The following is a 25392-nucleotide window of genomic DNA, read 5'->3' as shown; positions in this document are numbered from 1 at the left end:
TACCGTGATGGCCGGCTCACCCCTCCCCACAGGTGTGCTCTACAAGGCGCAGTACGCGTCCAGCGCGGCCTTGCCGACGTCCTGCTGCCCCTTCGTTCCGCCGATCATGTGGAACTCGTTGGCAGCTGTGACCACCTGCTTGCTGCCGTCCTCACTCGTGAGCCACATGCTGAAGTAGCCGAGCACGGCACCTGAGTGATTCCACACGCCACCGCAAGGTGTGGACGCGTATCCGACGCCCAACCCGTATCCGCCGCCACCGCTGATCGGCACAGTCGTCTTCAGTTCAGCCATCTGCGCGGGCGGCAGCAACTGGCCGGAGAACAACGCCCGTTCGAAAGCCGCGAGGTCGTTCACCGTGGACACCATTGCTCCCGCCGGCCCGTAGACCTGGACGTTCGAGGATGTCACGTCCCTGATCAGGAAATTGCCGACCCAGAAGTGACCGTGCAGTGACTTCGCGGGCATCTCCGGGTCCGCAGTCGGGTACGTCGTGTCGCGCAGGCCCAACGGTTCGATGATGCGGCGCTGGACTTCCGCGGCGGGCTCGTCGCCGGTGACGGCTTTGATCGCCATGCCTGCCAGGACGTAGTTCGTGTTGGCGTAGTTGAACTTCTCCCCTGGCGCTCCGACCGGGACGTTCGTCAGCGCGATGTCGACCAGGCTCTGCGGCGGCCAGGGCTGGCGGGGATCGGTGTTCGCGATGTACGGCAGGGAGACCCGTGCGTCCGCCGCGTACTCGGGGAGGCCGGACGTGTGGTTGAGCAGTTGCCGGACGGAGATCTTCGTGCCGTCGTGGCCGTTGGCCCGCACCGCGTTCGGCAGCCACTTGGCCACCGTGTCGTCGAGGGACAGCTTCCCCTCGCTCTCCAGTTGCAACAGGACCGTCGAGATGAACGCCTTGGTGTTGCTGCCGATCCGGAACTTCGCCGTCGCGTCCGCGGGCACGCCGGCGAACCGGTCGCCCAGGCCCGCTTGCACGAGCTGGGTGTTCGGCCCGTTGCGGACCAGGCCGATCACGCCCGGGTAGCCGTCACGGACCCCCAGCTCCGCGCCGGCTTGCAGGATCTGGGCCGGAGTCGCCGCGCTCGCGGTGGGCGCGACGAGCACGCTCGTCAGCGCGACGACCGCGCCGATCAGGATGGTCTTCATGGCGTCACTCCCGGGTGCTGGAGACGTTTCATGATCAACGGGACGAAGTGGTTCAGGTCCGCCTGCAGACAGGCGTTCTCGTTGTGCTTCCCCGTACAACCCGGGGCCCAGGCGCTGCCGTCGCCGTAGTCGAGGAAGTCGAACGGGATACCGGCGCTGGTCAGGAAAGTCGCGGTCACCAACGCTGTCTCGCGTGCGCGGTTCTCCACCGCGGCTTGGATCGGGTTGACGGTCAGGTCACCGCCGTTGCCCACGTACATCGCGACCCCCATGCCCCGCAGGGATCCGACGTGCTGTGCCGGGCTTTGGGCGTTCCACACCCCGTCGAGCGGCCACACCGGCGGCCCGAAGATCGCATCGATCGCCACGGTCGGTTTGCCGTACGACTCCAGCGACTGGGTGCCGGCCACCACCCCGCGCACCTCCTGGCTGAGCAGGTCGAGCCCGCCGGAGAAGCTGCCGGCGTAGCTGAACAGCTCCGGCCGGTGCTCGGCGTAGTGGAACGCGCCGAAGCCGCCCATCGAGTGACCGGCGATCGCCCGGCCTTCCCTGGCCGCGATCGTCATGAGGTTCGCGTCGATCAGCGGGATCACCTGGTCGAGGTGGAAGGTCTCCCAGTTCTGCTTGCCCAGCGGCCCCGGGTTCACCCAGTTCGAGTACCAGCCGCGACCGCCGCCGTTGGGCATCACGGTGATCAGCGGGACGCCCTCGGTCGACCGTTCCGTCAACGCCTGGTTGCGGGTGGAGTCCGGGTAGTCCGCGCCGCCGTGCAACGAGTACAGCACCGGATAGCGAGTGGGCGCGGTGTTGTCGTACCCGGTCGGCACGGTGACACTGATGACGTGCTCACCGGAAACCTGGTTCGGGAGTACGGAATGGGCCGGGACCTGGTCGGAGCGCACGGTGAAGGTGAACGTCCGCTCCTTGTCGCCGGCCCAGGCGGGCTGGCTGACGACCGTGAGCCCGATTCCGTCGGCGAACCGCGGTAGTGCACCCGCTGCCCGCGCCGACGGCACCGCGAACCCCGCCACGGCAACCACCGCGGCCAGTACGAACACCAGTCCACGGGGCAGGGCTGGGTGGACGCGCGTCATCCTCACACCTCGCCTATCACGTTGGGGGCGATCACGACCGACTCGTCCGCCTCACCGAACAGATCCTCGTCGTGCTCGGTCAACGCGTACTTGCGCTGGTGTTCCTTGTCCTGTTCACCAGTGGCCCCCATTCCCGCGGGGGCGCCGAACATCCCGCCCATGCCCGCGCCGGAGTTGGTGGAGGCACGGCCCGCCGTCATGTCCTGGCCCGGGGCCCCTGTGACGGGACCGACGCCGAGGGCGCGGCGATTGCCAGTCATGCTGGAACCACCCGTGCCGCCGGTGGGACCGGCCGCACCCGGGACGACACCGAAACCGCCACTGCCACCGAATCCCGTTGGCGCGGAACTGGTTCCCGTGAGGCTGGTGGGCGCACCTGCGGTCCTGGTCTGCCCAGGCGTTGCCACGTCGGCATACGAATCCGGCCGTGGCATCGAGTTCAGGTCAGTCGACTGGGTGCCGGCCCGAGGTGACGAGCCGGATGAGTAGCCGGACGGCGAACCGCCGAGCGACGACGACGAATCACCGGCTGCGCCGCCGGGACTGGTCGCCGCCGACGTCCTGCCGGTTTCGCCATGGGCCGCGTTCTGTTTCTGGGTGTCGTCAGCGGCCTTCTCGGCCTTGATGTCCTTGGTGTCCTTGGTCTGTTGGGTGCCCTGGTCGCTCTGCTGGCTGATCTGCGAGATCACCTGCTTGACCACGTTGACCACCGCGAGCGCGCCTTGGACGAGCTTGAGCAGGTTCTGCCCGCTGGCCAGCAACGCGGCCAGCTTGCCGAGGATCTTCTGACCGCAGTCGACGGCGATCTGCACGCACTGCGGGATCGCCGCGACGATGCTCTGGCCGAACGTCGACGGCGCCGCGGCGACAGCCTGTGTCATGATCGGGACGATCTGACCGATCGCCTCCGTCGCCAACTGGGTGATGACCTCGATCACCTGCCCCACCACCTCTCCCGCCGCGGCGATCGCGCCAGCCACGGTCGTCCCGGCCTGGCCGAGTGCGGAGATGCCGTCGGCGTGCTGGGAACCCGCGTCGCGGTAGGCCGACGCCGACGAGCCCGTCCACGTCCCGGTCTGCGAACCGGTCGAGTCCCGGTAGGACGAGGCGAGCGACGAGACCCGCTGCCCCGCGTCCTGGAAGTCCTGCGCCCCTGAGGAAACCGAGCCAGGGTTGCCGCGCAGCTGGTTGAAGGGCTCCGCCAGGAAGGACACGTACGGCGTGAACCAGCCAAGGCCGGCACCGGACAGTGCCGACAGCGGGCTGGATGACGTTCCCAGCAGGCCGACGGCTGTGCTTGACCGGCCGAGACCATCGGCCAGCCAGCTGTTGCCGCGCACAGCGGCAGCCGCGGCGGTCAGCTCGGCGAGCAGTTGGGCCGTGTCCGGTCGAGTCGAGGCGGTCATCCGGGGTACTCCTGGCTGAGCGAAGTCGCGTTGTGGATCTCGATGCTGTGGTAGTTCTCGGCAGTACGGGTCAGCCCGGCGCTCATCTCGTCCACCGAGGACGCCGCGTGCTGCGTCGCCGACGCTACCTCGGCCATCGCGCTCTGCAGGCCGCTGGTGACGAACGCCGCGAAGGAGCCGAGCGCGTCGTCGCCCAGCCGGGACGGCATCCGCGTGGCCACCGCGGCCAGTTCGTCCGCGACGACGGCGACGTTGCTCGCGTGCCCGCGGATCTCGTCGGGCACGATCTGGTAGTGGTCCGATGTGGTCATGTGGTGATCTCCGGTGGATTGGCGAAGTAGTCGTCGTCATCACGGCGTGCCGCCCCGGCGGGCTGGTGCTGCGTCACCACGGCCAGCGCCGGGCCTTCGCCGAAGTACTCGCTGGTGATGGCGTTGACCTGGACGCTGACCATGAGCCGGGCCTGCCGCGTGGCGTCGAGGATCAGCCTGGCCAGTTCGTCGGCCTCCAGCGAACGGGTGGCGGGCGTCAGGCTCAGATCTTCGAGCGCACCGCTGGCGTTGACCGTCACCGTGACGTCACGGCGTGGCGACGACGCGGTCCCGGTGACCTTTTCCAGCAGCGCGCCGGCCTCCTTGGCCCTGGCCGCGGTGCGGCTCAGGCGCTCGTCATAGCGCGTGAGCCACTGTGCTGGATCCGCTGTGTTCATCGTTTTCCTTTCGGGCGATCAAGGCCAATTCGTGCACCGCGAACCGCAGGTCGTTGTGGCGCAGCGGGTTCACGCTCACCCAGCCGTCCTTCGCGCGGCCGACCCGTACCCTGCCGCGTGGTCCGTCCAACCAGGACAGCTCGGTTCCCGCGCGCGCAGCGGGGGACAACCCGGTACGCCGGGTCGCACCGAGTTGTCCCCGTCCGGTCAGTGCCGCGATCAACCCGGTCAGCCGCTCCAGCACGCCGGGGTCACCTCCGCGGTCACGGACCAGGTCCCGCAGGCGTTGTTCGGTCGTCGCCGCGTCAGCGCCGTCACCGGCGATCCGCAGCGCGCTCCGTACGACACCTGGCGGGAGGGAGATCGGCATGGACACGGCCGGGGGGCGCTCGGGCACCATGCCGATCAACTCTTCGGCGAGCGCGGTCTGCTCGACCCGCCGGATTTCCACTGTGCTTGTCAGGTCACCGCTCAGTCGCTGACGGCAGACAAGCGCCATCGACCTGTACACCATCGCCACGACACCAACCGGACCGTCGGGACCTATGACCACGAGGTCGACGGTGCCGCGATGCTCACGCAGCGCCGCGACAACTTCGGCTGCGGTCGCCACCGGACCGTGCGCGTCTGCGAGACCGCGTGCCTGCAACGTCAGCCCGGCTGCGGCCAGCAGGACTTCCCGTTCGCCCGCGATGCGTCCGAACGACGGCACGCGCAGCGGGAACGGCATCGGCACACCGGCGTGCGCGGCGAGCAGGTCCAGTTCGACGGGACCGAACGAGACCCACCCGTCATCGCCTGTCATCCGGGGCCTCTCCGCTTCTGGTGACCGTCAAGGCCGCGTCCTTGTCGCCTTCCTGATACCGGCTGACGGTCGTCCGCAGGGCGCGGTGGAAGCTGTCCAGTTCGGAGTCGGCGGCGGTGACCTCACCGGCGAGGCCGGTCTGCCCGGCCGCGTCCCGCAACCGGGTGGCCAGGTGCATCGCGGGCGGCGCGGTGCCGAGCTTCGGCTGGCGCTCGGCCAGCCTGCGCGCGGACGCGACCAGGTCGCCGATCTGCTCGACGGTCTTGGCCAGCGACTCGACCTGCGAAACGATCTCGTCGGCGACGACGTCGATCAAGCTCGCCGGTTGCCGCTGTTGTTGTGCGGGCACAGCTGTCTCCCCTGTCAAAGATCGAGTCATGAGTCGTCAGAGGCCTATGACGGGCGCACACGCCCGCTGCTCGACGACGAAAAGCTGCTGGTCGACCGTCGGCAGCGTGCTGCGGCGTTCCTCGTCTTCGGCGCCGTCCGGCCGCGCGGCGGTGGCGGGCATGAATCCGCTCGCCCCGGCCGCGCGTGTGGCGGCAGCGGACTCGGCCACGGCCACGCGGGCAGCCCCTTGCCCCGCGCCCGCCATCAGCCCAGGTGGAACGGGGTTGGCGGAGGCCCCCAGCGGACTGCTGCCGACCAACCGCCGCCACGACTCACCCGTGCCCGACAGCGGACCGGACATCCCGTTGGACGACTGCGGCAATCCCCCGTTGACGACCGCTGTCGCACTGGTTGTCGTCGTTGTCGCACTGGTCATCGCTGTCGCCGCGCCGTCGGCCTGGTACGACCTTGTGCCGGTGGCGCCCGCGGGCGTGATCTGACCGTCGCTGTCGTACAACCCCGATTCGTAGCGCTGCATCACCCGCACCGCTTCGGCCTTGGCGCCCACCGACATGGCGTTGCTGTCGAACATGCTCGACTGACCCGCCGCCAGCGAACCGAATGCGACACCCATCGCCGAGCCACCCGGTGTAGGAACCTCCATCGGATTACGGAGAGACGTTGTAGGAATCTCCATCGGTGCCGGAAGCGATGCATGTGAACCCGGAAACCCGAGCCCGCCAGGCGCCTGCGGAAGGCCGAGGCCAGCCGGAGCCCCGGGTGCTTCAGGGACGCCGAACCCAGCCGGAGCCACAGGCGCCCCGGGAACACCCAACCCGGCAGGAACCCCTGGCGTTCCAGGAACGCCGAACCCGACCGGAGCCGCAGGTGCCCCAGAGACGCCGAACCCAGCCGGAGCCATATGTGCCCCACGAATACCCAGCCCGGCGGAAGCCCCCGGCACCCCAGGAACACCCGGCCCGTCGGGCGGGTGAGGTGGCGGCATGGTCGCGCGGGCGAAGGCCAACGCCTCGCCTGCCGCGTCAGCGGCCTGCTGGATCACGTCCGCGCGGGCCCCGATCGCGGTGATCCGCTCCGCCAACTCACCGAGCAGTTCCAACGCCTGCTCGGCAGCGGCACCGTGCCAACTGGACTCCAGCGCGGTCCGCTGCTGCTGCAACGCGTCCGCTTGTGCGGCGAGTGCCGCGCCGTGGCGTCCCCATTCCGCCGCGACCGCGCCGACGTCCCCGACGTCGGCGTTCTGCCACAGCATCGCGTAGAGCTCTTCGTGGGTGTACGCGTCCCAGTTCGTCGCGCTCGGCGGTGTGTCCGCGCCGGGGAATCCCGCCCACGCGTTGCCCAAGCCGGTGCGCACGGGTCCCTGCAACCAGTCCGCTGATCCGAACGATCCCAGCGCCGAGGTGAGCGCTGCCATCAGGGCGTCCACTCCCGACGGCGTCCCCGTTGCCCCAGTCATCCCCCGGTGTCCTCCATCGATTTCGTCTGCCTGACGTCGTCGATGGTGGCCGCCGGGGTGCACGATTCACCAGGTCACGGCACCGGCCGTTTATGTCCGGTGGCCGTGACCGCCAGAAAGTCCTGCAATCTGGCGTGCCGGAACTGGTAGACCGCCCCGGCTTGGCGCAACACCCCGCGCCTGCAGGCGTCGTCGAGGAACGCGGCCACGCCCCACGGCAACCGGCCGGTCAACGGCAGCCAGATCCGGCCGAAAACGATCCACTGCCCCCACGCGGTCATGCCGAGCACGTACGCCAGTCCACCGCCGACGGCACCGATCAGACCGGCGGTCAGCCCCCACACGGGGTCCCACACGAAGATCACGCCGAACTCCGTGCCGACCCCGGTGGCTTGCAGAATCCGGATCGCCATCCAGGTGCCCACGCTGATGAGCACGGCGAACACCGGCCCGAACACCAGCACCTGGAAGGCCACGGTCCGGCGGTTGGAGCTGAGCAAGTCCGCGGGGCTGACGGCCGAGCTGATGTCCAGTGGCGTCTCGAACATCGCGACCACCGCGAACACAAGGCCCGCGCTGCCGCCGAACACGGCCGCGAACACCAGGGCATCGATGATCATGAACCAGTCGGGGTCGGGCAGCGCGATCCCGCGCAGCAGGCCGTACGAGAACCCGAGGAGCATCCCGCCGAGCAGGCCGATCCGGAACCGCTTGAGGAACTTCGTCCCCGGCCGCACCGGCCCGCCGCGGATGCGGATGCGGACCCGCATCGGTTCGATCGCACCGCCCGACCTGGCCAGCAAGTCGTGCGCGAACCCGACGGCCAGCCCGGACACGGCCCCGACGACGAACCCGCCGAGCACCGCGTGCGGGCCCTGCACGACAACGCCTTCGGCGAACCAGTCCACAATCCCGAGCAGCAGCGCCACCACCAGACCGATCGCGAGGATGCGCAACGGCCTGCGCACGCTCGTACCGATCTGCCACCACCCGAGATCGCGTGTCCCGACCCGGTCCAAGTGCCGCGCCAGATAACCGAGCCAATGCTGGATGCGCTCCGGCGCCCAGTCCTGCTCGCGGTTGTGCCGGTAGACCGTGGGGACGAAGCTGGCCAGCAGGTGTTCCTCGATGGCGTCTGCGTCTGCGAACTTCTTGCCGTCCAGCAGGTCCATCGGGTCACGGCCACTGGTGTCGCTGTAGATCGCACGCGCGAGCCCGACCATCAACGGCGTGGCCAGCACCTCGATGAGGTTCGCGCACGCCGGACTGTCCGGTTCGGCGTGGAGTCGCGCCAGCACCGGGTCCCACACGGTCGCGTTGGCGGCTGTCTTGCGTGCCGTGCGCGGCAGGTAGTTGGTCAGGTCGGTCACGACGAGCTCCGCCAGCGTGACCACGGCCGCCGCGGTGAGCACGTCCGATTCCGCCACCGCCGCGTACTCGCCGGGCCGGCTGGTCAGCAGCAATGGCAGCGTCGTGGCGTTGAGCGCGTCGAACGCGGCGCGGTGCAGGCCCTCGGCGATCTCGTCGAAACCGTCCAGCACAGGCAGGACGCGGTCAGCGTCGACCAGTGCGGCAGCGAGGCTCACCCCGCTCGGACCGGCCGCCGACAGACCGGGGAAGTCACGGATGAGCTGGTCGATCAGCCAGTCCCGGAACAGCGTGGTCGTCGGATTCCACGAGGCCAGCCCGATCACCACCGGCACGGCCCCGGCGGGCTGACGGCTCTTGAGCAGGTCGAGCACGAACCGCACGGCCAGGATCGTCTTGCCGGAGCCCGCCTGGCCGAGCACGACCAGCCTGCCGGACGGGATCCGTTGGTAGACGGGCACGATCTCGTCCAGCCGGCCAGGCAGGTCGGCCGGTTCGGCGGCCTGGCCCGGTGACGCGCGGCAGATGTTGTCCCAGTGGTCCATCAGCCCGTCGGCGGGCTCCCACCGGACGGGCAACGGGAACGGGTCGTGGATCCGGCGCCGCTCCTCCTCGCGCCGCCACCGGGCCGCGACCGCCTGTGCCAGATCGTCGGCGGCCTTCGCCACCTGGGGATCCACCGGCGGCGGTTCCACGACGGGCGCACGCCGGACCGGCTCCTCCGGCGCCTTCCCGTCGGCCGCGGCCAGCAACCGGGCACGGTCGTCCGGCCCGAGCCCGAGGTGATCGGCCAGCAGCCGCACGGTCGCCACCTGCGGGTTGCTGCTCTCGCCGCGTTCGAGCCTGCGGATCGTGCGCACGGCGATACCCGACCGTGCCGCGAGTTCCTCCTGCGTCAACCCGACCTGCCGCCGCAACTGCCGCAGCAGGGTACTGAACTGGCTCGTCACCCACGCCCCTCGGTCGACCGCGATTCCCGTCGGACCCTATCGGGACCACCGGACATCGACGCAGGTCCGGGTTATCGCGCCGTGAGGCTCTCCTTGACGAGCTTGAAGCCGGGAAGCATGCTCTCGTGCTCCTCGTTGTCCAACCCGCCGACGTGCACGAGGACGGTCTTGGCACCGGGCTTGACCGCGAACGCGGCCTCCTTCTTGCTGTCACCGTCGACCGGCCAGCTGACGTAGCTGACCTCGGAGCCGTCGGCACCACCGATCTTGGTGGCGGTGTACTTCTCAGCCGAGTCGCCGGTGCCCTTGCCCTTGTACTTCGCCACGAAAGCCTTGAGCACGTCCTCACTCGGCTTGCTTGTGTCACCGACGAAAACCCGGATGAAGCCGAGCATGCCCGCGGGCTTGGCGTCGAGCTCACAGGCGAGCTCGACGTCGGCGATGCCGAACGCGTCGGCGCCTTCGGTCGACACCGACTGCGCCTTCCAGCCGTCCGGCAACTTGAACGTCACAGGCAGCGGACAGGGTGAGCCGTCACCGCCGATGGTCTCGCTACCGGCAGCCGCGCCACTACTACCGTTACTACCGTTGTTGCCGGAGTCGCTGCTGCCGCAACCCGCAGTCAGTAGAAGCGCGACGAGCGCTGCCGTCCCCCAAAGCTTGACCACGTGCGTCCCTTCCGTAGTGGCATCCCCGCTTCCCCGGCGCCAACGTAGCCAAGCCCCCGATGCTCGGCAACACCGTTATCGCCCAGGTCACCGGGGATTCAGGACCCACCACCGGAGAAGACGGCTGCCATCTTGAGCCACGGCGCTGCTTCGCCGTGACGCCCCTGACGCTCAAGCGTACGACCGAGCATGAGGTAGGCGTAATGCTCCACCGGGTCACGCTCGATGACCGCACGCAACTGTTCTTCCGCACGCCGCAACTGAGCGGAGTGGTAGTACGCACGCGCCAGCAGCAGACGGGGCGCGATCTGCTCAGGGACCTCGTCGATGACTTCGGTGAGCAGCTTCGCGGCAGCGACGTACTCCCTGGCATCGAAAAACGACACCGCCCGCTCCCACCGCTCAGCAGTCGTCTGCGCGTGCACAACGCCAACCCCCTCGTCGAACAGGTGCGTCGCCGTGACCCACCGGTCGGCGCTGACCTGCCCGTCGAGCTGGTAGTCGGTGAAGTTCTCGATCACAGGACCTCCTCAGATCAACTGATTCAACCTTCAACTACCACCGGATGTTCCCACCGAGCCGCCCACGCCTCGCCACCCACAGCCGGCACCGGACCACCAAACTGGCCGCCGTTCATCCCCTGCACGGCGCAACCAGGGCTGGCCATTCACCCCAGCTGGGTATGCCCCTCCACCCCGGTCATCCCTGCTCTCGGCGGCGGGAACCACAGGTCGGGAACCAGCGTGCCCACCACAGCCGATCACCCCTGTGGCCACCACGCGCCTCGCGCTCCTGATCGTCCTGGAACACAGCTCCCAGCCATGGACTCCGGCCACCAGCCCTGATCGGCTGGCCCAGCGCCCGCAACAGCCGATCGCCGTGGTCGCCCCCGCATCGGCGATCTTCCAGCCACCCTCAGACCCGACCCGCGCCTCCAGATCATCCATGCCCGGACACTGTGGACCACAGCGCGCGTACCAAGGGCAGGTCATCGCCCGGAGAACCCAGGAAACCACCTTCCCAGGAACGCAACCTCCGCGCAGCCAGCCATACCCGAAGTCGACCGCAAGCCTGATAACTCCACCAAGCCCAGGCCGCCTAACCAGCGTTCAACGCCCACCCAGCCAACCCGGCCAGTACGTGAGGTTGCCGTGGGGCTGCTGGCCCGGCCACGGCACCCGTCGACATAGCTACCTCGTCCGATAGGCACTGCTTTCCGCCTCCGGCCATCCGCCGTGCCCGTCAGCCGGTGCGAAAAGTCGTTGCTCCCGTTGCACTCCTGGTGCTTGGGTTCGGCGGTGGACTGGGTGCGGGAGTTCTATTCCAAGACCGGCTCGTGGTGGGCGAGGGCGGATGCGCGGGTCACCGATCGGGATCATCGCCGGGTACGGCTGCTTCGAGAGCACGGCGTCGAATCGGGTGATGTCCTTGAGCTCGGGTCGGGTTACGGCGCGACCGCCGTCGCTACCGCCAAGGCTGGATATTTCGTTACTGCCGTGGAGATCAGTGATCGTGCACATCAGGCCGGTGAGCTGGCCGGGGATGTCGCGCCCGGTTCACTGACCGTCCACAATGCCGACTTCTACGAGATTGCCCTGCCGGGGAAGTTTGATGTTGTCTGCTACTGGAATGGCTTCGGCATCGGCTCGGACGCTGACCAGCGGCGGCTGCTTGTCCGGGTTGCCGAAGAATGGCTCCGGCCCGGCGGGGTCGCGTTGATCGATGTGTTCAATCCGTTCGTCTGGGCCTCGTGGGACGGCGACGAGGAACATCTCACGCCCGATCCCGCCGCCGGTTACGACCACGACCTGCGGGAGGTCACCCGGTTCGATCCGGTGACCTGCACCGCGACCGACACGTGGTGGGAAACGTCGAATCCCGCCGAGCCGATCAGTCAGACCCTGCGTTGCTACACGCCCGCCGACCTTTCCCTCCTGCTCACCGGGACCGGTTTGACGCTCACTTCGATCGTCGTCGGGGATCAGGCGTTCTCACCTTCTCCGCAGCCAGGGCTCGGTGCGCTGCTACGGGACAACCACGAATATCTCGCTGTTCTCCGGCACGACGGTTGACGTTGTCAGAGGCGGTCGGCGTCCATGATCGCCTGGGCGAAGGGTTGCGGGGCTTCTTGCGGCACGTTGTGGCCGATACCCGTGAACACGCGGTGTTCGTACTTGCCCGAGAACTTGGCTCGGTAGGACTTTCCGTCGGCTGCCGCGCCGTCGAAGTCGCTGCCGATCGTGATCGCGGGCACGGTGATCGCCGGGGCCGCCGCGAGCTCCTGTTCGTGGGCCTCGTACTGCGGTTCACCGGGCGCGAGGCCCAGGCGCCAGCGGTAGTTGTGGATGACGATGCCCACGTGGTCGGGGTTGCCCCACGATGTCGCGCTGCGCTCGTAGGTCGCGTCGTCGAAGGCCCACCGGGGTGAGGCGTTCTTCCAGATCAGCTTGTTGAAGTCATGCCGGTTCTGGCGGTAGCCGAGCAGTCCGCGTTCCGTGGCGAAGTAGTACTGGTACCACCAGCCCTGTTCAGCCGCAGGCGGCAGCGGCTGCTGGTTCGCCTTCAGGTTCGTGATGATGTACCCGCTCACCATCACCGCCGCTTTGCAGCGCTCCGGCCACAGTGTGGCCATCACGCCTACTGTCCTTGCGCCCCAGTCGAAACCACCGAGGATCGCCTTCTCGATCTTCAGGGCGTCCATCAGCGCGGCGATGTCCGACGCGATCGCCGACTGCTGTCCATTGCGGACGGTCTGGGCGGACAGGAACGCGGTCTTCCCGTATCCGCGGAGGTACGGGACGATCACGCGGTATCCGGCCGACGCCAGCAACGGGGCGACATCCACGTAGCTGTAGGCGTCGTACGGCCAGCCGTGCAACAGGATCACCGGTTGGCCGGTCGACGGACCGAATTCGGCGTAGGCCACGTCGAGCACACCGGCGTTGATCTGCTTGATCGTGCCGAGCGAGGTGTTCTTGCCCGATCCGGCACGCAGATCCGGGCTCTTGGCCGGCGCGACCGGAGTGTCGGACGAGCACGCGGCCAGCGAAGTCGCCGCCGCTCCCGCGACCACCGCCTGGGTAAACAGTCTCCTGCTGATCATGCCGCGACGGTAAGCAGCGGACAGCGTCGTTCGCGCCCGTCGGATGACTCAGCCGGTGTACGTCACCGGGCGGATTCGTCCCCGTGTGCCCGGAGTGTCCTGGCGAGGTCGGCACGGGAACTCACCCCCAGCTTCGGGAAGATCCGGTGCAGGTGCGTGCCGACTGTGCGGTGGGACAGGTACAGCCGCTGCCCGATCTCCCGGTTGGTCAGCCCCTCGGCGGCCAGCTGGGCGATGTTGAGTTCGTGTGGCGTCAGTTTGTCGTGTGCGTCCGGATCGCGGTTCGGGCTGCTCTCCCCCGCGCTGCGCAGTTCGTTGCGGGCACGCTCGCCCCACGCCGTCATGCCGAGCGCGTCGAAGGTCTCCCGAGCGGTACGCAGATGCGTCCGTGACTCGGCGACCCGGCGTTGGCGCCGCAACCACTCGCCGAACGCCAGGTGCACACGTCCGCGCTCGGCGGGCCACCCCACCAGGTCCGCGCGCAACGCCTGCGTGAACAGCTCCTCCGCGTCGTCGCTCGAAGCAAGCAGTGCACGCGCGTAACGCAGGCCGATGCGCAAGGCGGGCGACGGCGTGACGACGGCCAACGGCTCCATCTCACGCAGAACGCCCCGCATGTCATCTGTGCGCCCAGCGCGCACGGCGGCCTCGGTGAGTTCCGCGAGGCAGTAGGCACGCAGCGCTAGCTGGTACGCGGGGTCGGCCGGGTCGAGTATCCGGCTGAGGTCGGCGTACGCGTCATCGAAACGACCCTCGCTCAACGCCGCGATGCCGCGTGTGAGCTGCACGGTCGCGAGGACCGGACGGGCGCCCGCCGCCAAGCCCACCCGTTCGGCCTCGTCGGCGAGGTCCTTGGCCTGGTCGTGATCGCCACGCAGGGCGGCGATCTCAGCTTGGACAGCCTTGGCCAGCCCGTACATGAACGGCTGACCGGTCTCTTTGGCCAGCTGCGCGGCCTCCGCAGCGACCGGTACAGCCGTGACCAGATCACCGCACCTGGTCCGGCTCCACGCCTGCACGGCCAACGCCCGCGGCAGCACCCCGAGCCGTCCCTGTGCACGGAAACCGGGCACGGCGGCGGCGGAGAAGCGCGCGGCCAGGTCGAACGCGCCGACCTGCAACGCCGCGCTGCCCAGGTAGCGGTTGACCTCCGGGTCGCTCTCGCCCGAACCAGCCAGCTTCCGCAACCCGTCGAGCACGACCGTGCCACGCTCGAACGGCGCGAGGTACGCGGCGACCGCGACCTTGCGCGGATCGTCCTCGGCCGGGAGCAGCCGGTCGGCCACGGTCAGCAGCGCACGACGTGCGGCCGGGCCCGGCTCAACCCAGAAACACCGCATCGCCGCGCCCCACAGGATCCGGACCGCGGCATCGGCGTGACCGTCGGCCGCGACCGATTCGGCCAGGTCACCGAGCTCGGGCACCCGGGTGACATCTTCGCGGACCCCGTCGTCGAAACCGCTGAGCAGCCAAGCCGCCGTGGCACGCTGCCGCGGCGTGAGATCCAGGGCTTGGGCCTCGTGCACGAGGCGTTCGGCCAGGTCACGGCGACCGGCCTCGACCGCCAGTTCGGCGGCCCTGATCAGCCGGGTGGCGCGCCGGTCCTGGCGTTCGCTGAGTCGCGCGGCCTGGCCGAGGGCGGCGATCGCGGCAACGACCCCGCCCCGGCGCCTGGCCCGCTCAGCGGCCTGGTCCAGTTGCTCGGACACGGTTTCGTCGATGCCCACGACAGCCGACGCCTGGTTCCAGGCCCGTCGATCGGGCTGGCCAGTCAGGATCTCGGCCAGTGCGAGGTGAGCACGTCGACGGTCGGTGGGCTCGGCTGCCGCCGCGACAGCCGACCGCATCAACGGGTGGCGGAACACCACCGCACCGGAGGCGATTTCGATCAGCCCTGCGTCAACCGCAGGGTGCAGGGCATCTTCCGCCCTGACTCCGGCGATGAGCCGGGTGGCAGCGAGAGCCTCGGCGACCGAGTCGCTCTGATTCAGCGCGGCAACAAGCAAAGCGGTACGAGTCGCCACCGGAAGACCGTCCACTCTGGCGGAAAAGGCGTGTTCGAGGCGTTCGCTCAACGGCAGCAACGGATCAGGGACGTCAACGGACGAGGGCAGCTCCTCCAGCGCGAGTGGATTCCCAGCGGCATACTTCAGCACGCGTGCACGCACCGCCGGAGTCAGACAGGGCTCGGCCGCGTCCAGCAACTGGGCGGCGACATCGTCAGGCAGACCCCCGACATCCAAGGTGGACAGTCCAGCGCCCTGAATGGGCGAACGCTCCCTCGCCCGCAAGGTCGCGATCACCACAACGGGCTCAGCCTCAACCCGACGAGCAACGAAGGCAAGCACATCGACACTGGCGCGATCCAGCCAATGCACATCCTCGGCGACAACGAGCACAGGCCGCTCATCAACAGCATGGTCGGCCAGCAGCGTCAACGCAGCCAAGCCGACCAGGTACACACCAGGTTGCTCACCGTCAGCCTGTCCCAACGCGACCTTCAGCGCATCCCGCTGCGGCCCCGGCAAGGCGTCCACACCCGACCGAACGGGATACAACAGCTGGTGCAGCCCGGCGTATGGAAAGTTCTGCTCGGCCTCGACACCCGTCACCGTCAGCACACGCAGTCCCGCCACCGACGCCGCACCAACCGCCTGTGCCACCAAGGCGGACTTACCGACACCCGGCTCCCCGGTAATCAGCACACCGGCACGGTCACTCGGCCCGTCGACCAGTTCGGCCAGGGCCTTCACCTCGGCATCCCGCCCAAAAAGACCCCTGCCGAAGGTCCCACCGAACGCCACTGCACGCCCTTCCGTACTCGACGACACCTTCACACATGCCAAACACCCAACGAGGGCATCCCACCCGAGTCTATCGGGATAAGCCCTGGCCAGGGCTACCGGCGCCGAGCGGTGAAGCACCCACCCACTCAGTGCCCAGCGCGGCGGACGCGCATTGAGCCCGACTGAGCCGCCACCAGCCGCGGGCAACGCACAGGCAGTTGCCGCACGGTATCCGGAATTCACGACCAACGTACGGGTCTGCTGCACGAGTAGGTGACAGTTGTGATCACTGTGGTTACGCGGCCTGACCGGCTGGCGTGGTCATCGTGGTCTCGTACTCGATGGGAGTCAAGCGCCACAGGGACCGTTGGTGTCGGCGGTGGTAGGTCCGTTCGATCGCGGTCACGATCGCGGTTCTCAGATGTTGGCGGTTGGACCAGCTCCGGCGGAGGACGTTGTTTTGCAGCAGGCCGAAAGAAGGAGTCCATGGCGGCGTTGTCGCCGACAGCACCGACTCTGCTCATCGATCCGATCGTGTGGTGCTGGTGCGGCACGCGGACGAACTGCCGGCTGCGGAACAGGGCGGATTCAATCGGTGGACGCAACACCGGTTTCTTGGATTGATCGCAGGTGATGGTCGAGGGCTTCAGCGGGTGCCTTCCAGCCGAGTGTCTTGCGGGGACGTGAGTTGAGTGGCCGCGACCGCGGTGCGCACGGCGTTGACCACCAGCCGCGAATCCATTCTCGAATCGATGGAGTAGCCGACGATCCGGTTCGACCACACATCCTTGATCGCGCGCAGATGAGCTTGCCCCCGCCTGGACGGTGCTCGGTGTTCGATGTCGGCCAGCCACAACCGATTCGGGCCGTCGGCAGTGACGTCACGCTCGACGAGGTCGTCGTGGACCGACGGCCCCGGCTGCCACTTTGCCTCGTCACTCGCGGCTGAACGTGCTCTACGACCCCCATGCCAGAGCAGGTCCTGCATGCGGTGCGCTCAGGCATCGGTCGTCCCGTGGCGAGGGCCTCGTCGGCCAGGAACCGGTAGCCGAACTCCGGGTCGTCACAATGTGCGTCGAACGACGCGGCCGTCTGGCATGCCTCGCTCAGTTCGGCGTTTGGTGACCGGCCGGGGCGTGCCACCGGTAGTACGGCTGTCGGGCGATGTCCAGGACCCGGCACGTCACCGCGACCTTGATGCCCTTGTGGGCGTCTGCCCGGCGCAACCACGTGAACAACGTCATCGGGTGGACCCCGAAATCGTTCGCGATCTGCTCGACCGTCACACGGGTCCACGGCCGCGGTGTGTTCCCAGCCCAGATGCCGTCACGGCTAGCGCGCGTATACAGCCAGGCACCTTCGCGCCGACCAGTGTTCATGGCGGACAGGTGGTCCGCGACCAACCCGCCAACGCGTATCCAGAGCCGACCTCTCGTGATCGACATGCGTCCACAGCGGACACGCACGACGACTTCGGACGGCCCAGATACAAGCCTCGCACAGTCCGATGCAAGCCCGCACAACCCGGCAAAGGCCCGCCCGTTGATGGTCGGCCTCCCGGCGAGGGAACCAATCCCGCATCCCTGAACACCGCGCCGAACCCCGTGCTTGCAAAACAAGAACCGGAAACACACCCCAGCGTGTACTCGTGTTCGAAGCCCCAACCCACGCAAACAACTCAGCCGAGCTGATCAATCCGGAGGGCTGCCGTCACCCAAGGCCCCGAACGCAACAAACAAGCCACAACCCAGTCATTCACGGCCGAGATCCCGACAATCCCGTTGGGAGCACCGACACCGGCCAAAGCGGACAGTGCACCCGACTGGCAGCCTGGTACTCGCACCGCGGCGGAAACGCGCCCTTCCACGGAAATATCCGGACAGTAGGCGATCGGCGCGTTGGACAGCGTGGTCGGCACGGATGCGCGGTAGTAGGGTCGTCGAGATCATCGGCCGCGGCCGTTCACCCGTCCACCCACACTGTGCAGGAGCAGAACGAGGTATGTACCAGCAACCAGGCAACCCCGGCTACCCGCCGCCGTACCCGCAGCCGCCGCGGAAGAACAACACCGCCCTCATCGTCGGGCTTGTCGTGGTCATCGTCGCCGCTGTGGTCGCTCTGGTCCTGGTGCTGGTTCTCAGAGACGGCAAGTCCGACAGCAGCACCGGTGGCACCGGCGGGTCGGGCAGCGGTGACAGCACCGGCAGCGCCCAGGCTCTCGGCCAGAAGGTCGTCGACGTCATCCAGAACCACTCGGGTGACGAGGCGGAACGGCTGGTGTGCAAGTCGGACTCGAAGTTCCTGCGCACCCTGAGCAGCATCGAGGGCACCGAGGTCAAGGCCACGCTCACGGATGTCGCCGAGTCCGGTGACACCGCGGACGTCAAGTTCGACCTGACTCGCGTGTCGGACGGCAAGGTCGCCAAGCAGAAGGTGAGCATCAAGAAGGTCGACGAGAAATGGTGCATCAACTGACGAACAGGTCATCCAGCGGCAGCGACCGCAGGAAGTCCTTGGCGTCGAAGGCCTCTCCCGCCGTGATCACGCCGGTCGCCGTCGTGCGGCCGGTCAGGATCCGGTCGAGGGCTTCGGTCACGATCGGCGCGCTCACCGCGTAGATGTCCCGTCCCCGTGCCGACGCGCGGCGTTGCCCGTCGCCACGGCGGACGACGACTTCGACCAGGAAGACCTGAGCGGACCGGCCGTCGGCGCCAGCCGTCCGCGGCCCCGTGCTTCCCGGGTCGTTGAGGTCCTTCAGCGGCGCTGTGTTGATCACCGCGCTGATCCGCGGGACGGTCACGTGCCGGGAGATCGTGACCAGGTCGGTCGTGGACAGTTGGCCGACCACGTCCTGCACGCCGAAGGGCTCGGCGAACGGCCACGTCCCGGTCGGTGGTGCCGCGTCGCCCGGCAGCACCTGCAGGCGGCCGTCGTCGAAGATCACCCGCCGGCCCGCCCTGCGCTTGCCCGCCAGCCGGGTTCCCCTGGTCGGGTGCCAGCTGTCGAGGGCGACCGCGATCGTGATCTCGTCAGCCGATGGCCAGTCGCCCAGTGCTGCGGTGGCGAGCAGGTCGCCCAGCGCGCCGTAGAAGGCCATGACCGGCGCGACCGTGATGCCTGCCTGCGGGATCCTCGGGTCGCCCCGGTAGGTGCCGAAGGTGTCGATCGCGACCAGCGCCTCAGCGGTGATGTCCAGGTAGTGGATGCCCGCCCGCAGTGCGGCCTCGATCAACTGGGGCGCGGTGTCGCCGAACGGCCCCGCGCAGTTGATCACCGCAACCGCGTCCTCGATCGCACGGTCGAGCGAGGCCGGGTCGTCGGCCGACGCGACCCGTGTCCGTACGCCGGGTGGGGCGACTTCCGCCAGCTTCGCCTCGTCACGGCCGGACAGGACGGGCTCGTAGCCACGCGCCAGCAGCTGCGCTGTCACGAACCGCGCGGTGTGCCCGTAGGCGCCGAACACCGCGATCACCTGCGTCATCAGATCTCCCTCAGCTGTGTTGAACCGTGCAGGAGTCTGCTCAGCGACGCCGCGCTGGACCACCGTCCGCAGCGTCAACGTGCGCTAGGTTCGCGTCATGCCTCCTCATCGCGTCGTGATGGCCGTCACCGACGGCATGCCGATCTTCGAGGCGGCCGTGCCGTGCCAGGTCTTCGGCGTCGACCGGCCGCATCTGGCTGACCCGTGGTACGACTTCTCGGTGGTGCCCGTCGGCGCTGGGCCGGTGCGGCTCACCATGGGTTTCAGCGTCGCCACCGCCGGTACCGGGTGGGATCTGGACGCCATCGACACGCTCGTGGTCCCCGCGTGCACGAACGTCCACGACGAGCAGCCCGCCGAGCTGGTCGAGGTGGTCAGGCAGGCGTATCAGCGCGGGATCCGGATCCTGTCGATCTGTTCCGGGGCGTTCATCCTGGCCGCGGCCGGTGTGCTGGACGGGCGCCGGGCGACCACGCACTGGCTGTACGCGGAGCAGCTGGCCAGCCGCTACCCGGCCGTCCGCGTGGACCCGTCCGTGCTGTACGTCGAGGACGCGAACGTGATCACCTCGGCGGGAACGGTGGCGGGCATCGACGCGTGCCTGCACGTGGTGCGGATCGACCACGGCGCGGCGGTGGCCGCGGAACTGGCCCGCCGTCTGGTCACGCCGCCCCACCGGGACGGTGGGCAGGCCCAGTACCGCAAGCTGCCGCAGGCCGCGGCGCGGGAGGACTGGCTCGGCGCGTTGCTGGACTGGGCGAACGAACGCCTGCACCAGCCACTGTCCAATGCGGACCTCGCCGCGCAGGCCAACGTCAGCGTACGCACGCTGGAACGCCGCTTCGGCGAAGCGCTGGGCATGTCGCCGCTGCGGTGGCTGCTGCGCCAGCGCGTGCGCCAGGCACAGCAGCTGCTGGAGACGAGCGACCGGCCGATCGGCTGGATCGCCGACACCTGCGGGTTCGGCGGTGCTGCCAGCCTGCGCGCCCACTTCGCCAGGATCGTCGGCGAGTCGCCGACGGCCTACCGGCGTGGCTTCCACGAGCGCACAGGCACGGCTCGGATCGCCAGCTGAGGCCTTACGCGACCATCGCCGCGTAGGCCAGCGACAGCACGGTGCCGGGCAGGAGCAGGACGCCGAGTGCGATGGCACCGAGAAACGGCTCGTCCTTGACGACCATCGCACCCAGCATGCCGACCACGGCGACGATCAAGGCGATCAGCAACACGAGCACAACAACAGACATGCGTGAGTCCTTTTCGGATGGCTGAGGGCTCGGTGGGCACGCCGGAAAAGGGCGCGCGAACACGCACCGAGAAAGGAAATGGATCAGCTCACGCGTGCGGAGGTGCCCGGCTCGACCGCGAGGCGGACGCGGCGTCCGCCGTCCAGGCGCTCGGGGCGTCGGAAACGGTCGAGCAGCGCCGGACGGCGGTGTGCCCGGCGTCCGGTGTGCACACTGCCCACCAGGTTTGCGGGACGGCCGTGCTCAGTGTGTGCCGGGCGACCGCTGACAGGTGGAGGCGGGTGTGCAGGTCGTCGCTGATGGTCGGCGACGACGACACCGACTGGGCCGTCACCGAGGCCGGGTCCGGTCCGCCTCGGCCGGGGGCGACCGCGGCGCTGAGTCCCAGCAGGACCAGGAGCAGGCCGAGCAGGAGCCCGAACCGGCTCGCTCTCGCCGCTGCTGCCCGCACCCGCCCGCGCTCCTCCGCCGAATCCGCCCCAGGTCCGCACAGATTACGCGAAGTAGCGAAGCCACACGTAGACCCAGGCGATCACGATGCTCAGCGCCGTCACCACGATGCCGTACCTGGTGAACTGCCAGAAACTGATCCGGTGCCCCGACCTGGCCGCGATGCCGATCGCGACCACGTTGGCGCTGGCGGCGACCGCTGTGCCGTTGCCGCCGAAGTCGGCGCCGAGCGCGAACGCCCACCACAGCGCCTGGCCGGTGCCGGGGTCGGGTGCCTGCGCCACGACGTCCTCCACGATCGGCGCCATGGTGGCGACGTACGGGATGTTGTCGAAGAACGCGCCCAGCACGCCGGAACCGAACAGCAACGCGGTGGCGGCGACGAAGTAGTTGTCGCCGAACACGTCCACCACCCAGCCGCCGATCGCGGCGATGACGCCGGTGTGCACGAGACCGGCGACCATCACGAACAGCCCGGCGAAGAACGCCAGTGTGTGCCACTCGACCTCGCGCAGCACCTCACCGCCGTCGGTCCGGGCGACGAGGAACATCACGCCGGCGCCGACCAGTGCCACGATGGACGGCGCGACGTGCAGCACCGAGTGCAGCCCGAAGCCGACAACCACGAGGGCCAGCACGACCATGCACCGCGCCAGCAGCTTGGGATCGGTGATCGCGCGGCGTTCCTGCAGCGCCATCACCTCGGCGACGCGGTCCGGGTTGTACCGGAACGACTTGGCGAACAGCACCCTGGTCAGCGCGACGAACACGACGAACACCACGACCACGATCGGCGCCATGTGCACGAGGAAGTCGTTGAACGTCAGGCCGGCGCGGCTGCCGATGATGATGTTGGGCGGGTCGCCGACGAGGGTGGCCGCGCCGCCGATGTTCGACGCGAGGACCTCGGCGATCAGGTACGGCTGGGCGGGGATCCGCAGCCGGTTGCACACCACGACGGTGACCGGCGCGACCAGCATGATCGTGGTGACGTTGTCCAGGAACGGCGACGCCACCGCGGTGATGATCATCAGCATCACCATCAGCCGGTATGGCCTGCCGCGCGAACGTTTGGCCGCCCAGATCGCCAGGTAGTCGAAGACGCCGGTCTGCTTGATGATGCCGACGATGACCATCATGCCGAACAGCAGCAGGATGACGTTCCAGTCGATCCCCTCGTGTTCGCTGAAGAACACCTCGTCGCCGGGGATCAGGCCGAGTACGGCCATCGCGCCCGCGGCGACGAGCACGGTCTTGAGCTTGTCGGCCTTCTCGGTGGCGATGAAGTAGAACGCGACGAGGAAGATCGCCAGCGCGAGCGCAGCGGTCACCGGCCGCCCTCAGGTGCCGAGGCCGGCGATGGCGAGGCTGGTCAGCAGTCGTTCCAGCGTGATCGCGCCGGTCAGCACGCCGGAGTCGTCCACGACGGCGACCAGCGGGCTGCGCAGCCGCCCCATCAGCGCGGCCACTTCGAGCAGTGTGGCGCCGGCGTGCACGGTGACCGGCCGGATCGGTTGACGTGGCAGGCATTGCCCCACGGTGAGGTCAGCGAGTTCCTGCCAGAACACGTCGGCGTGCGCCTCGTCGACCGCGCGGGCGAGCGCCGGGTCGTCCTGATAGGACACCGGGACGGCCAGTCGCAGCACCTGCGTGCCCGGCAGCACGATGGTGGGCCTGGCCTTGCCGTCGACGACGACAAGACCAGGCAGGCGGCGCACCACCATCACCCGTACCGCGTGGACGACCGGGTCGTCGACGGTCACCGTCGGCATGGTCATGGCGATGTCGCGGGCTTTCATGGCACCAACCCGTTGAGTGGACTGCATGCGGCTGGGGATCACGAGCGGCCTCCCGGCTGGTCTCGGTTGCCGTGCGACCAGTCTTGATCTCCGCGGGGTGCGCCCACCATCGGTGCGGACACCCATTTCCCGTGGGTGGCGCCATGCAGGCGGCGTGCGCCGGGACGCATGGGTGTCAGCACGGATGGACAAGGCCCCGGGTCACCGGCGAGGCTGGGACGGGTGACGTTGTTCTGGCGGATCTTCCTGCTCAACGCGGCCGTGTTGATCTCGGCGACGGTGCTGGTGCTGCTCGGGCCGGTCACGGTGTCCACACCGGTGCTGCTCACCGAGTCGGTCATCGTGCTCGCCGGGCTGGTGGCGGTGCTGGTCACCAACGCCGTGCTGCTCAGGGTCGGGCTCGCGCCGATGGACCGGCTGACCCGCGCGATGATCACCACCGACCTGCTGCGGCCGGGGCCCCGGCCGACGGTCAGCGGGCACGGCGGTATCGCCGACCTGATCAGGACGTTCAACGCCATGCTCGACCGGCTGGAAGCCGAACGCGGCGAGAGCGCGGCCCGCGCCCTGTCCGCGCAGGAGGACGAACGCAGGCGCATCGCGCAGGAACTGCACGACGAGGTCGGCCAGACGCTCACCGCGGTCCTGCTGGAGCTCAAGCGCGTCGCCGATCACGCCCAGCCGCCGGTGCGCGACGAACTGCGGCAGGTGCAGGAGATCACCCGCGGCAGCCTCGACGAGATCCGCCGCATCGCACGCCGGCTGCGGCCCGGCGTCCTCGCGGAACTCGGCCTGACCAGCGCGCTGAAGGCGTTGGCCGCCGAGATGTCCGGCCACAACGGACTGACTGTGCGCCGCCGGTTCGACAAGGACCTGCCCGGCCTCGGTGAGGACGCCGAACTCGTCGTCTACCGCGTGGCGCAGGAAAGCCTGACCAACACCGCGCGCCACGCGGGCGCCACGACCGTCGAACTGTCGCTCACCCGCAGCGAGAACGGTGTGGAGCTGCGGATCAGCGATGACGGGCGAGGACTGGGTGACGCGCGGGAAGGCGCGGGGGTGCGTGGCATGCGGGAACGCGCGTTGCTGATCGGCGCCGAGCTGGACCTCGGCACCCGGCCCGGCGGCGGTACCGCGGTCCGGTTGCGGATTCCGTTGCACGGCAAGGGGAACTGACGATGGCCGAGCACCGGACGCGGATCCTGCTCGCCGACGACCACGCGCTGGTGCGGCGGGGCGTGCGGCTGATCCTGGACAACGAGCCGGACCTGACCGTCGTCGCCGAGGCAGGCGACGGTGCCGAGGCGATCGAGATGGCCAGGGCCGGCGCGCCGGATCTGGCCATCCTGGACATCGCCATGCCGAGGCTGACCGGGCTGCAGGCGGCGCGTGAGCTCTCCCGCGCCCAGCCCGACCTGCGGATCCTGATGCTGACCATGTACGACAACGAGCAGTACTTCTTCGACGCGCTGAAGGCGGGCGCGTCCGGGTACGTGCTGAAGTCGGTCGCCGACCGGGACCTCGTCGAGGCGTGCCGGGCCGCGATGCGGGGCGAGCCGTTCCTGTACCCGGGCGCGGTCACCGCGCTGATCCGCCACTACATCGATCGGGCGCACGAGGGCCACGACATCCCCGACAAGGCGATCACCGACCGCGAGGAGGAGATCCTCAAGCTCGTCGCCGAGGGCCATTCCTCGAAGGAGATCGCCGGCATCCTGGTGATCAGCGTGAAGACGGTCGAGCGCCACCGCGCCAACCTGCTGCAGAAACTGGGGCTGCGCGACCGGCTCCAGCTCACCAGGTACGCAATTCGCGCGGGCCTGATCGAGCCATAGCGGCCGTGCCGGATAACCAGTCGATGTCAATGACGACTTGCCCGGACAAACAACTGCCAATCCGGGTGATCGAATCTATTGCCGGAATCCGATAGCGGCACCGACCAGATCTCCTCTGGCGGCAAGATCGGACAAACCACCCCTTTCATGCGATCCGCGTTGTCGGCTGGGACCGAAAAGATTGACATCGCAACCAGCGACTAGGACAACCGTGTCATTGCGCGTGGCAGCTATCCGCCACACTTCGGGCAACTGCACCCCGAGGTGATCGATCAGCGGCGACCGGTGCGGCCAGCGCACGGTCAGATCACCACCGCCGTCGAGTTCGACCGACCAGCCGCGCGGCCGCGGCAACGCGATCCGGTCGACGTCGCCGACCACCGACAGGCCCATACGCAGCAAGGACGCCATCATCACGTCCTTGAGCCGCGTCCCGGCCGCGGCGAACTCGAGCAACAGGACAGCGAGCCTATTGCCTTCATCGCCCCACACAGATCCTTGGATACGCAATCGAGTATCAGCGCTCATCATCACCTCTGTGAGATCACACCGAGCGAGACCGTAGCCCCGGAAAACTGAGACCGAGCACCGCCGAACAGGTGACCCAATCCACAGAACCAACGCATGGCCATGGCAATTTAAACAATACTTTACTATGGTGATCCATGTCACAATCCACAGTAACAAATCGTATACATAAGGTTACATAGGATCATCTGCTCTGCAGAATGA

At 68.5% G+C, this 25392-nt stretch carries 26 protein-coding genes; 5 read left to right on the top strand and 21 right to left on the bottom strand.

Annotation, left to right across the window (positions count from 1 at the left end; translation table 11 throughout):
* Window positions 1–39: 39 nt before the first annotated feature.
* The 11 genes from AOZ06_RS18470 to AOZ06_RS18415 all read right to left on the bottom strand — a co-directional run bounded on the left by AOZ06_RS18470 (window position 40) and on the right by AOZ06_RS18415 (window position 10480).
* Window positions 40–1152: a serine hydrolase domain-containing protein gene (locus tag AOZ06_RS18470; protein ID WP_054290545.1), complete on the bottom strand. Its 1113-nt coding sequence runs from the start codon at window positions 1150–1152 to the stop codon at window positions 40–42.
* A complete protein-coding gene (locus tag AOZ06_RS18465; protein ID WP_054290544.1) occupies window positions 1149–2246 on the bottom strand; it encodes an alpha/beta hydrolase in 1098 nt (365 codons plus the stop codon). The genes AOZ06_RS18470 and AOZ06_RS18465 overlap by 4 nt, the downstream gene beginning before the upstream one ends.
* 2 nt (window positions 2247–2248) lie before the next feature.
* A complete protein-coding gene (locus AOZ06_RS18460) occupies window positions 2249–3652 on the bottom strand; it encodes a WXG100 family type VII secretion target (RefSeq protein WP_054290543.1) in 1404 nt (467 codons plus the stop codon).
* Window positions 3649–3963: a type VII secretion target gene (locus tag AOZ06_RS18455; protein ID WP_054290542.1), complete on the bottom strand. Its 315-nt coding sequence runs from the start codon at window positions 3961–3963 to the stop codon at window positions 3649–3651. The genes AOZ06_RS18460 and AOZ06_RS18455 overlap by 4 nt, the downstream gene beginning before the upstream one ends.
* Window positions 3960–4361, bottom strand: a complete 402-nt coding sequence (locus AOZ06_RS18450; RefSeq protein ID WP_054290541.1) for a YbaB/EbfC family nucleoid-associated protein — start codon at window positions 4359–4361, stop codon at window positions 3960–3962. The genes AOZ06_RS18455 and AOZ06_RS18450 overlap by 4 nt, the downstream gene beginning before the upstream one ends.
* Window positions 4321–5166 carry an ESX secretion-associated protein EspG gene (locus AOZ06_RS18445; RefSeq protein WP_054290540.1) on the bottom strand — a complete coding sequence of 282 codons (846 nt, stop codon included), beginning with the start codon at window positions 5164–5166 and terminating at the stop codon, window positions 4321–4323. The genes AOZ06_RS18450 and AOZ06_RS18445 overlap by 41 nt, the downstream gene beginning before the upstream one ends.
* Entirely contained in the window at window positions 5153–5515 is a 363-nt protein-coding gene (locus tag AOZ06_RS18440) for a hypothetical protein (RefSeq protein ID WP_236952281.1), read from the bottom strand. Before AOZ06_RS18440 ends, AOZ06_RS18445 begins: the two co-directional genes overlap by 14 nt.
* Window positions 5516–5551: 36 nt before the next feature.
* Window positions 5552–6973, bottom strand: coding sequence for a hypothetical protein (locus AOZ06_RS56405; RefSeq protein ID WP_157233100.1), 1422 nt, complete (start codon window positions 6971–6973; stop codon window positions 5552–5554).
* A 74-nt stretch (window positions 6974–7047) separates the two neighbouring features.
* The gene (locus AOZ06_RS18425) at window positions 7048–9291 is read right to left on the bottom strand and encodes a helix-turn-helix domain-containing protein (RefSeq protein ID WP_054290537.1); all 2244 of its coding nucleotides are present in this window, start codon (window positions 9289–9291) and stop codon (window positions 7048–7050) included.
* 71 nt (window positions 9292–9362) lie between these two features.
* Entirely contained in the window at window positions 9363–9959 is a 597-nt protein-coding gene (locus tag AOZ06_RS18420) for a lipoprotein (RefSeq protein ID WP_236952279.1), read from the bottom strand.
* A 98-nt stretch (window positions 9960–10057) separates the two neighbouring features.
* A complete protein-coding gene (locus AOZ06_RS18415; protein WP_054290535.1) occupies window positions 10058–10480 on the bottom strand; it encodes a tetratricopeptide repeat protein in 423 nt (140 codons plus the stop codon).
* A 786-nt stretch (window positions 10481–11266) separates the two neighbouring features.
* Here AOZ06_RS18415 and AOZ06_RS18410 point away from each other — a divergent pair.
* The gene (locus AOZ06_RS18410) at window positions 11267–12031 is read left to right on the top strand and encodes a class I SAM-dependent methyltransferase (protein WP_236952277.1); all 765 of its coding nucleotides are present in this window, start codon (window positions 11267–11269) and stop codon (window positions 12029–12031) included.
* Window positions 12032–12036: 5 nt separating this feature from the next.
* Here the strand turns inward: AOZ06_RS18410 and AOZ06_RS18405 are convergent, their stop codons facing one another.
* The 4 genes from AOZ06_RS18405 to AOZ06_RS56400 form a co-directional block, all read right to left on the bottom strand.
* A complete protein-coding gene (locus AOZ06_RS18405; RefSeq protein WP_054290534.1) occupies window positions 12037–13062 on the bottom strand; it encodes an alpha/beta fold hydrolase in 1026 nt (341 codons plus the stop codon).
* A 62-nt stretch (window positions 13063–13124) separates the two neighbouring features.
* A complete protein-coding gene (locus AOZ06_RS18400; protein WP_054290533.1) occupies window positions 13125–15866 on the bottom strand; it encodes an AAA family ATPase in 2742 nt (913 codons plus the stop codon).
* A gap of 628 nt (window positions 15867–16494) precedes the next feature.
* On the bottom strand, window positions 16495–16836 hold the full coding sequence (locus AOZ06_RS62470) for a DDE-type integrase/transposase/recombinase (RefSeq protein ID WP_470303349.1): 342 nt from the start codon (window positions 16834–16836) through the stop codon (window positions 16495–16497).
* Window positions 16837–16954: 118 nt separating this feature from the next.
* On the bottom strand, window positions 16955–17134 hold the full coding sequence (locus AOZ06_RS56400; protein WP_157233099.1) for a hypothetical protein: 180 nt from the start codon (window positions 17132–17134) through the stop codon (window positions 16955–16957).
* Between the two features lie 715 nt (window positions 17135–17849).
* Between AOZ06_RS56400 and AOZ06_RS18390 the strand changes: the two genes are divergently transcribed.
* Entirely contained in the window at window positions 17850–18323 is a 474-nt protein-coding gene (locus AOZ06_RS18390; RefSeq protein ID WP_054290532.1) for a hypothetical protein, read from the top strand.
* Here AOZ06_RS18390 and AOZ06_RS18385 read toward each other — a convergent pair.
* Window positions 18316–19329, bottom strand: coding sequence for a saccharopine dehydrogenase family protein (locus AOZ06_RS18385; RefSeq protein WP_054296726.1), 1014 nt, complete (start codon window positions 19327–19329; stop codon window positions 18316–18318). The two genes, AOZ06_RS18390 and AOZ06_RS18385, sit on opposite strands and share 8 nt — an antisense overlap.
* A gap of 97 nt (window positions 19330–19426) precedes the next feature.
* On the opposite strand from AOZ06_RS18385, the gene AOZ06_RS18380 reads away from it, so the two are divergent.
* Entirely contained in the window at window positions 19427–20404 is a 978-nt protein-coding gene (locus tag AOZ06_RS18380; protein WP_054290531.1) for a helix-turn-helix domain-containing protein, read from the top strand.
* Between the two features lie 4 nt (window positions 20405–20408).
* Here the strand turns inward: AOZ06_RS18380 and AOZ06_RS56395 are convergent, their stop codons facing one another.
* The 4 genes from AOZ06_RS56395 to AOZ06_RS18365 all read right to left on the bottom strand — a co-directional run bounded on the left by AOZ06_RS56395 (window position 20409) and on the right by AOZ06_RS18365 (window position 22825).
* The gene (locus AOZ06_RS56395) at window positions 20409–20576 is read right to left on the bottom strand and encodes a hypothetical protein (RefSeq protein ID WP_157233098.1); all 168 of its coding nucleotides are present in this window, start codon (window positions 20574–20576) and stop codon (window positions 20409–20411) included.
* A gap of 88 nt (window positions 20577–20664) precedes the next feature.
* Window positions 20665–21027 (bottom strand): hypothetical protein, encoded by a 363-nt coding sequence (locus AOZ06_RS18375; protein ID WP_054290530.1) that lies wholly within the window; start codon window positions 21025–21027, stop codon window positions 20665–20667.
* Window positions 21028–21070: 43 nt separating this feature from the next.
* Window positions 21071–22357 (bottom strand): ArsB/NhaD family transporter, encoded by a 1287-nt coding sequence (locus AOZ06_RS18370; protein WP_054290529.1) that lies wholly within the window; start codon window positions 22355–22357, stop codon window positions 21071–21073.
* A 9-nt stretch (window positions 22358–22366) separates the two neighbouring features.
* The gene (locus AOZ06_RS18365) at window positions 22367–22825 is read right to left on the bottom strand and encodes a CBS domain-containing protein (protein ID WP_054290528.1); all 459 of its coding nucleotides are present in this window, start codon (window positions 22823–22825) and stop codon (window positions 22367–22369) included.
* Between the two features lie 222 nt (window positions 22826–23047).
* On the opposite strand from AOZ06_RS18365, the gene AOZ06_RS18360 reads away from it, so the two are divergent.
* Both AOZ06_RS18360 and AOZ06_RS18355 read left to right on the top strand, forming a co-directional pair.
* A complete protein-coding gene (locus AOZ06_RS18360) occupies window positions 23048–24001 on the top strand; it encodes a HAMP domain-containing sensor histidine kinase (protein ID WP_054290527.1) in 954 nt (317 codons plus the stop codon).
* Window positions 24002–24003: 2 nt separating this feature from the next.
* Window positions 24004–24660, top strand: coding sequence for a response regulator (locus AOZ06_RS18355; RefSeq protein WP_054290526.1), 657 nt, complete (start codon window positions 24004–24006; stop codon window positions 24658–24660).
* Window positions 24661–24735: 75 nt separating this feature from the next.
* Here AOZ06_RS18355 and AOZ06_RS18350 read toward each other — a convergent pair whose 3' ends face one another.
* A complete protein-coding gene (locus AOZ06_RS18350; RefSeq protein ID WP_054290525.1) occupies window positions 24736–25116 on the bottom strand; it encodes a hypothetical protein in 381 nt (126 codons plus the stop codon).
* Window positions 25117–25392 lie beyond the last annotated feature (276 nt).

Source organism: Kibdelosporangium phytohabitans (assembly GCF_001302585.1).
GTDB classification, from domain to species: Bacteria; Actinomycetota; Actinomycetes; order Mycobacteriales; family Pseudonocardiaceae; genus Kibdelosporangium; species Kibdelosporangium phytohabitans.
The sequence above is the reverse complement of the archived record's forward strand: the minus strand, read 5'-3'. Positions and strand labels throughout refer to the sequence as shown.

Excerpts from the sequence above, each read along its gene's own strand:
- AOZ06_RS56395 (WP_157233098.1), bottom strand. The coding sequence starts at position 20,576 with ATGTCTGTTGTTGTGCTCGTGTTGCTGATCGCCTTGATCGTCGCCGTG.
- AOZ06_RS18365 (WP_054290528.1), bottom strand. The coding sequence starts at position 22,825 with ATGAAAGCCCGCGACATCGCCATGACCATGCCGACGGTGACCGTCGAC.
- AOZ06_RS18385 (WP_054296726.1), bottom strand. The coding sequence starts at position 19,329 with ATGACGCAGGTGATCGCGGTGTTCGGCGCCTACGGGCACACCGCGCGG.
- AOZ06_RS18455 (WP_054290542.1), bottom strand. The coding sequence starts at position 3,963 with ATGACCACATCGGACCACTACCAGATCGTGCCCGACGAGATCCGCGGG.
- AOZ06_RS18380 (WP_054290531.1), top strand. The coding sequence starts at position 19,427 with ATGCCTCCTCATCGCGTCGTGATGGCCGTCACCGACGGCATGCCGATC.
- AOZ06_RS18470 (WP_054290545.1), bottom strand. The coding sequence starts at position 1,152 with ATGAAGACCATCCTGATCGGCGCGGTCGTCGCGCTGACGAGCGTGCTC.
- AOZ06_RS18465 (WP_054290544.1), bottom strand. The coding sequence starts at position 2,246 with ATGACGCGCGTCCACCCAGCCCTGCCCCGTGGACTGGTGTTCGTACTG.
- AOZ06_RS56405 (WP_157233100.1), bottom strand. The coding sequence starts at position 6,973 with ATGACTGGGGCAACGGGGACGCCGTCGGGAGTGGACGCCCTGATGGCA.
- AOZ06_RS62470 (WP_470303349.1), bottom strand. The coding sequence starts at position 16,836 with ATGCAGGACCTGCTCTGGCATGGGGGTCGTAGAGCACGTTCAGCCGCG.
- AOZ06_RS18390 (WP_054290532.1), top strand. The coding sequence starts at position 17,850 with ATGTACCAGCAACCAGGCAACCCCGGCTACCCGCCGCCGTACCCGCAG.
- AOZ06_RS18450 (WP_054290541.1), bottom strand. The coding sequence starts at position 4,361 with ATGAACACAGCGGATCCAGCACAGTGGCTCACGCGCTATGACGAGCGC.
- AOZ06_RS18355 (WP_054290526.1), top strand. The coding sequence starts at position 24,004 with ATGGCCGAGCACCGGACGCGGATCCTGCTCGCCGACGACCACGCGCTG.
- AOZ06_RS18405 (WP_054290534.1), bottom strand. The coding sequence starts at position 13,062 with ATGATCAGCAGGAGACTGTTTACCCAGGCGGTGGTCGCGGGAGCGGCG.
- AOZ06_RS18445 (WP_054290540.1), bottom strand. The coding sequence starts at position 5,166 with ATGACAGGCGATGACGGGTGGGTCTCGTTCGGTCCCGTCGAACTGGAC.
- AOZ06_RS18460 (WP_054290543.1), bottom strand. The coding sequence starts at position 3,652 with ATGACCGCCTCGACTCGACCGGACACGGCCCAACTGCTCGCCGAGCTG.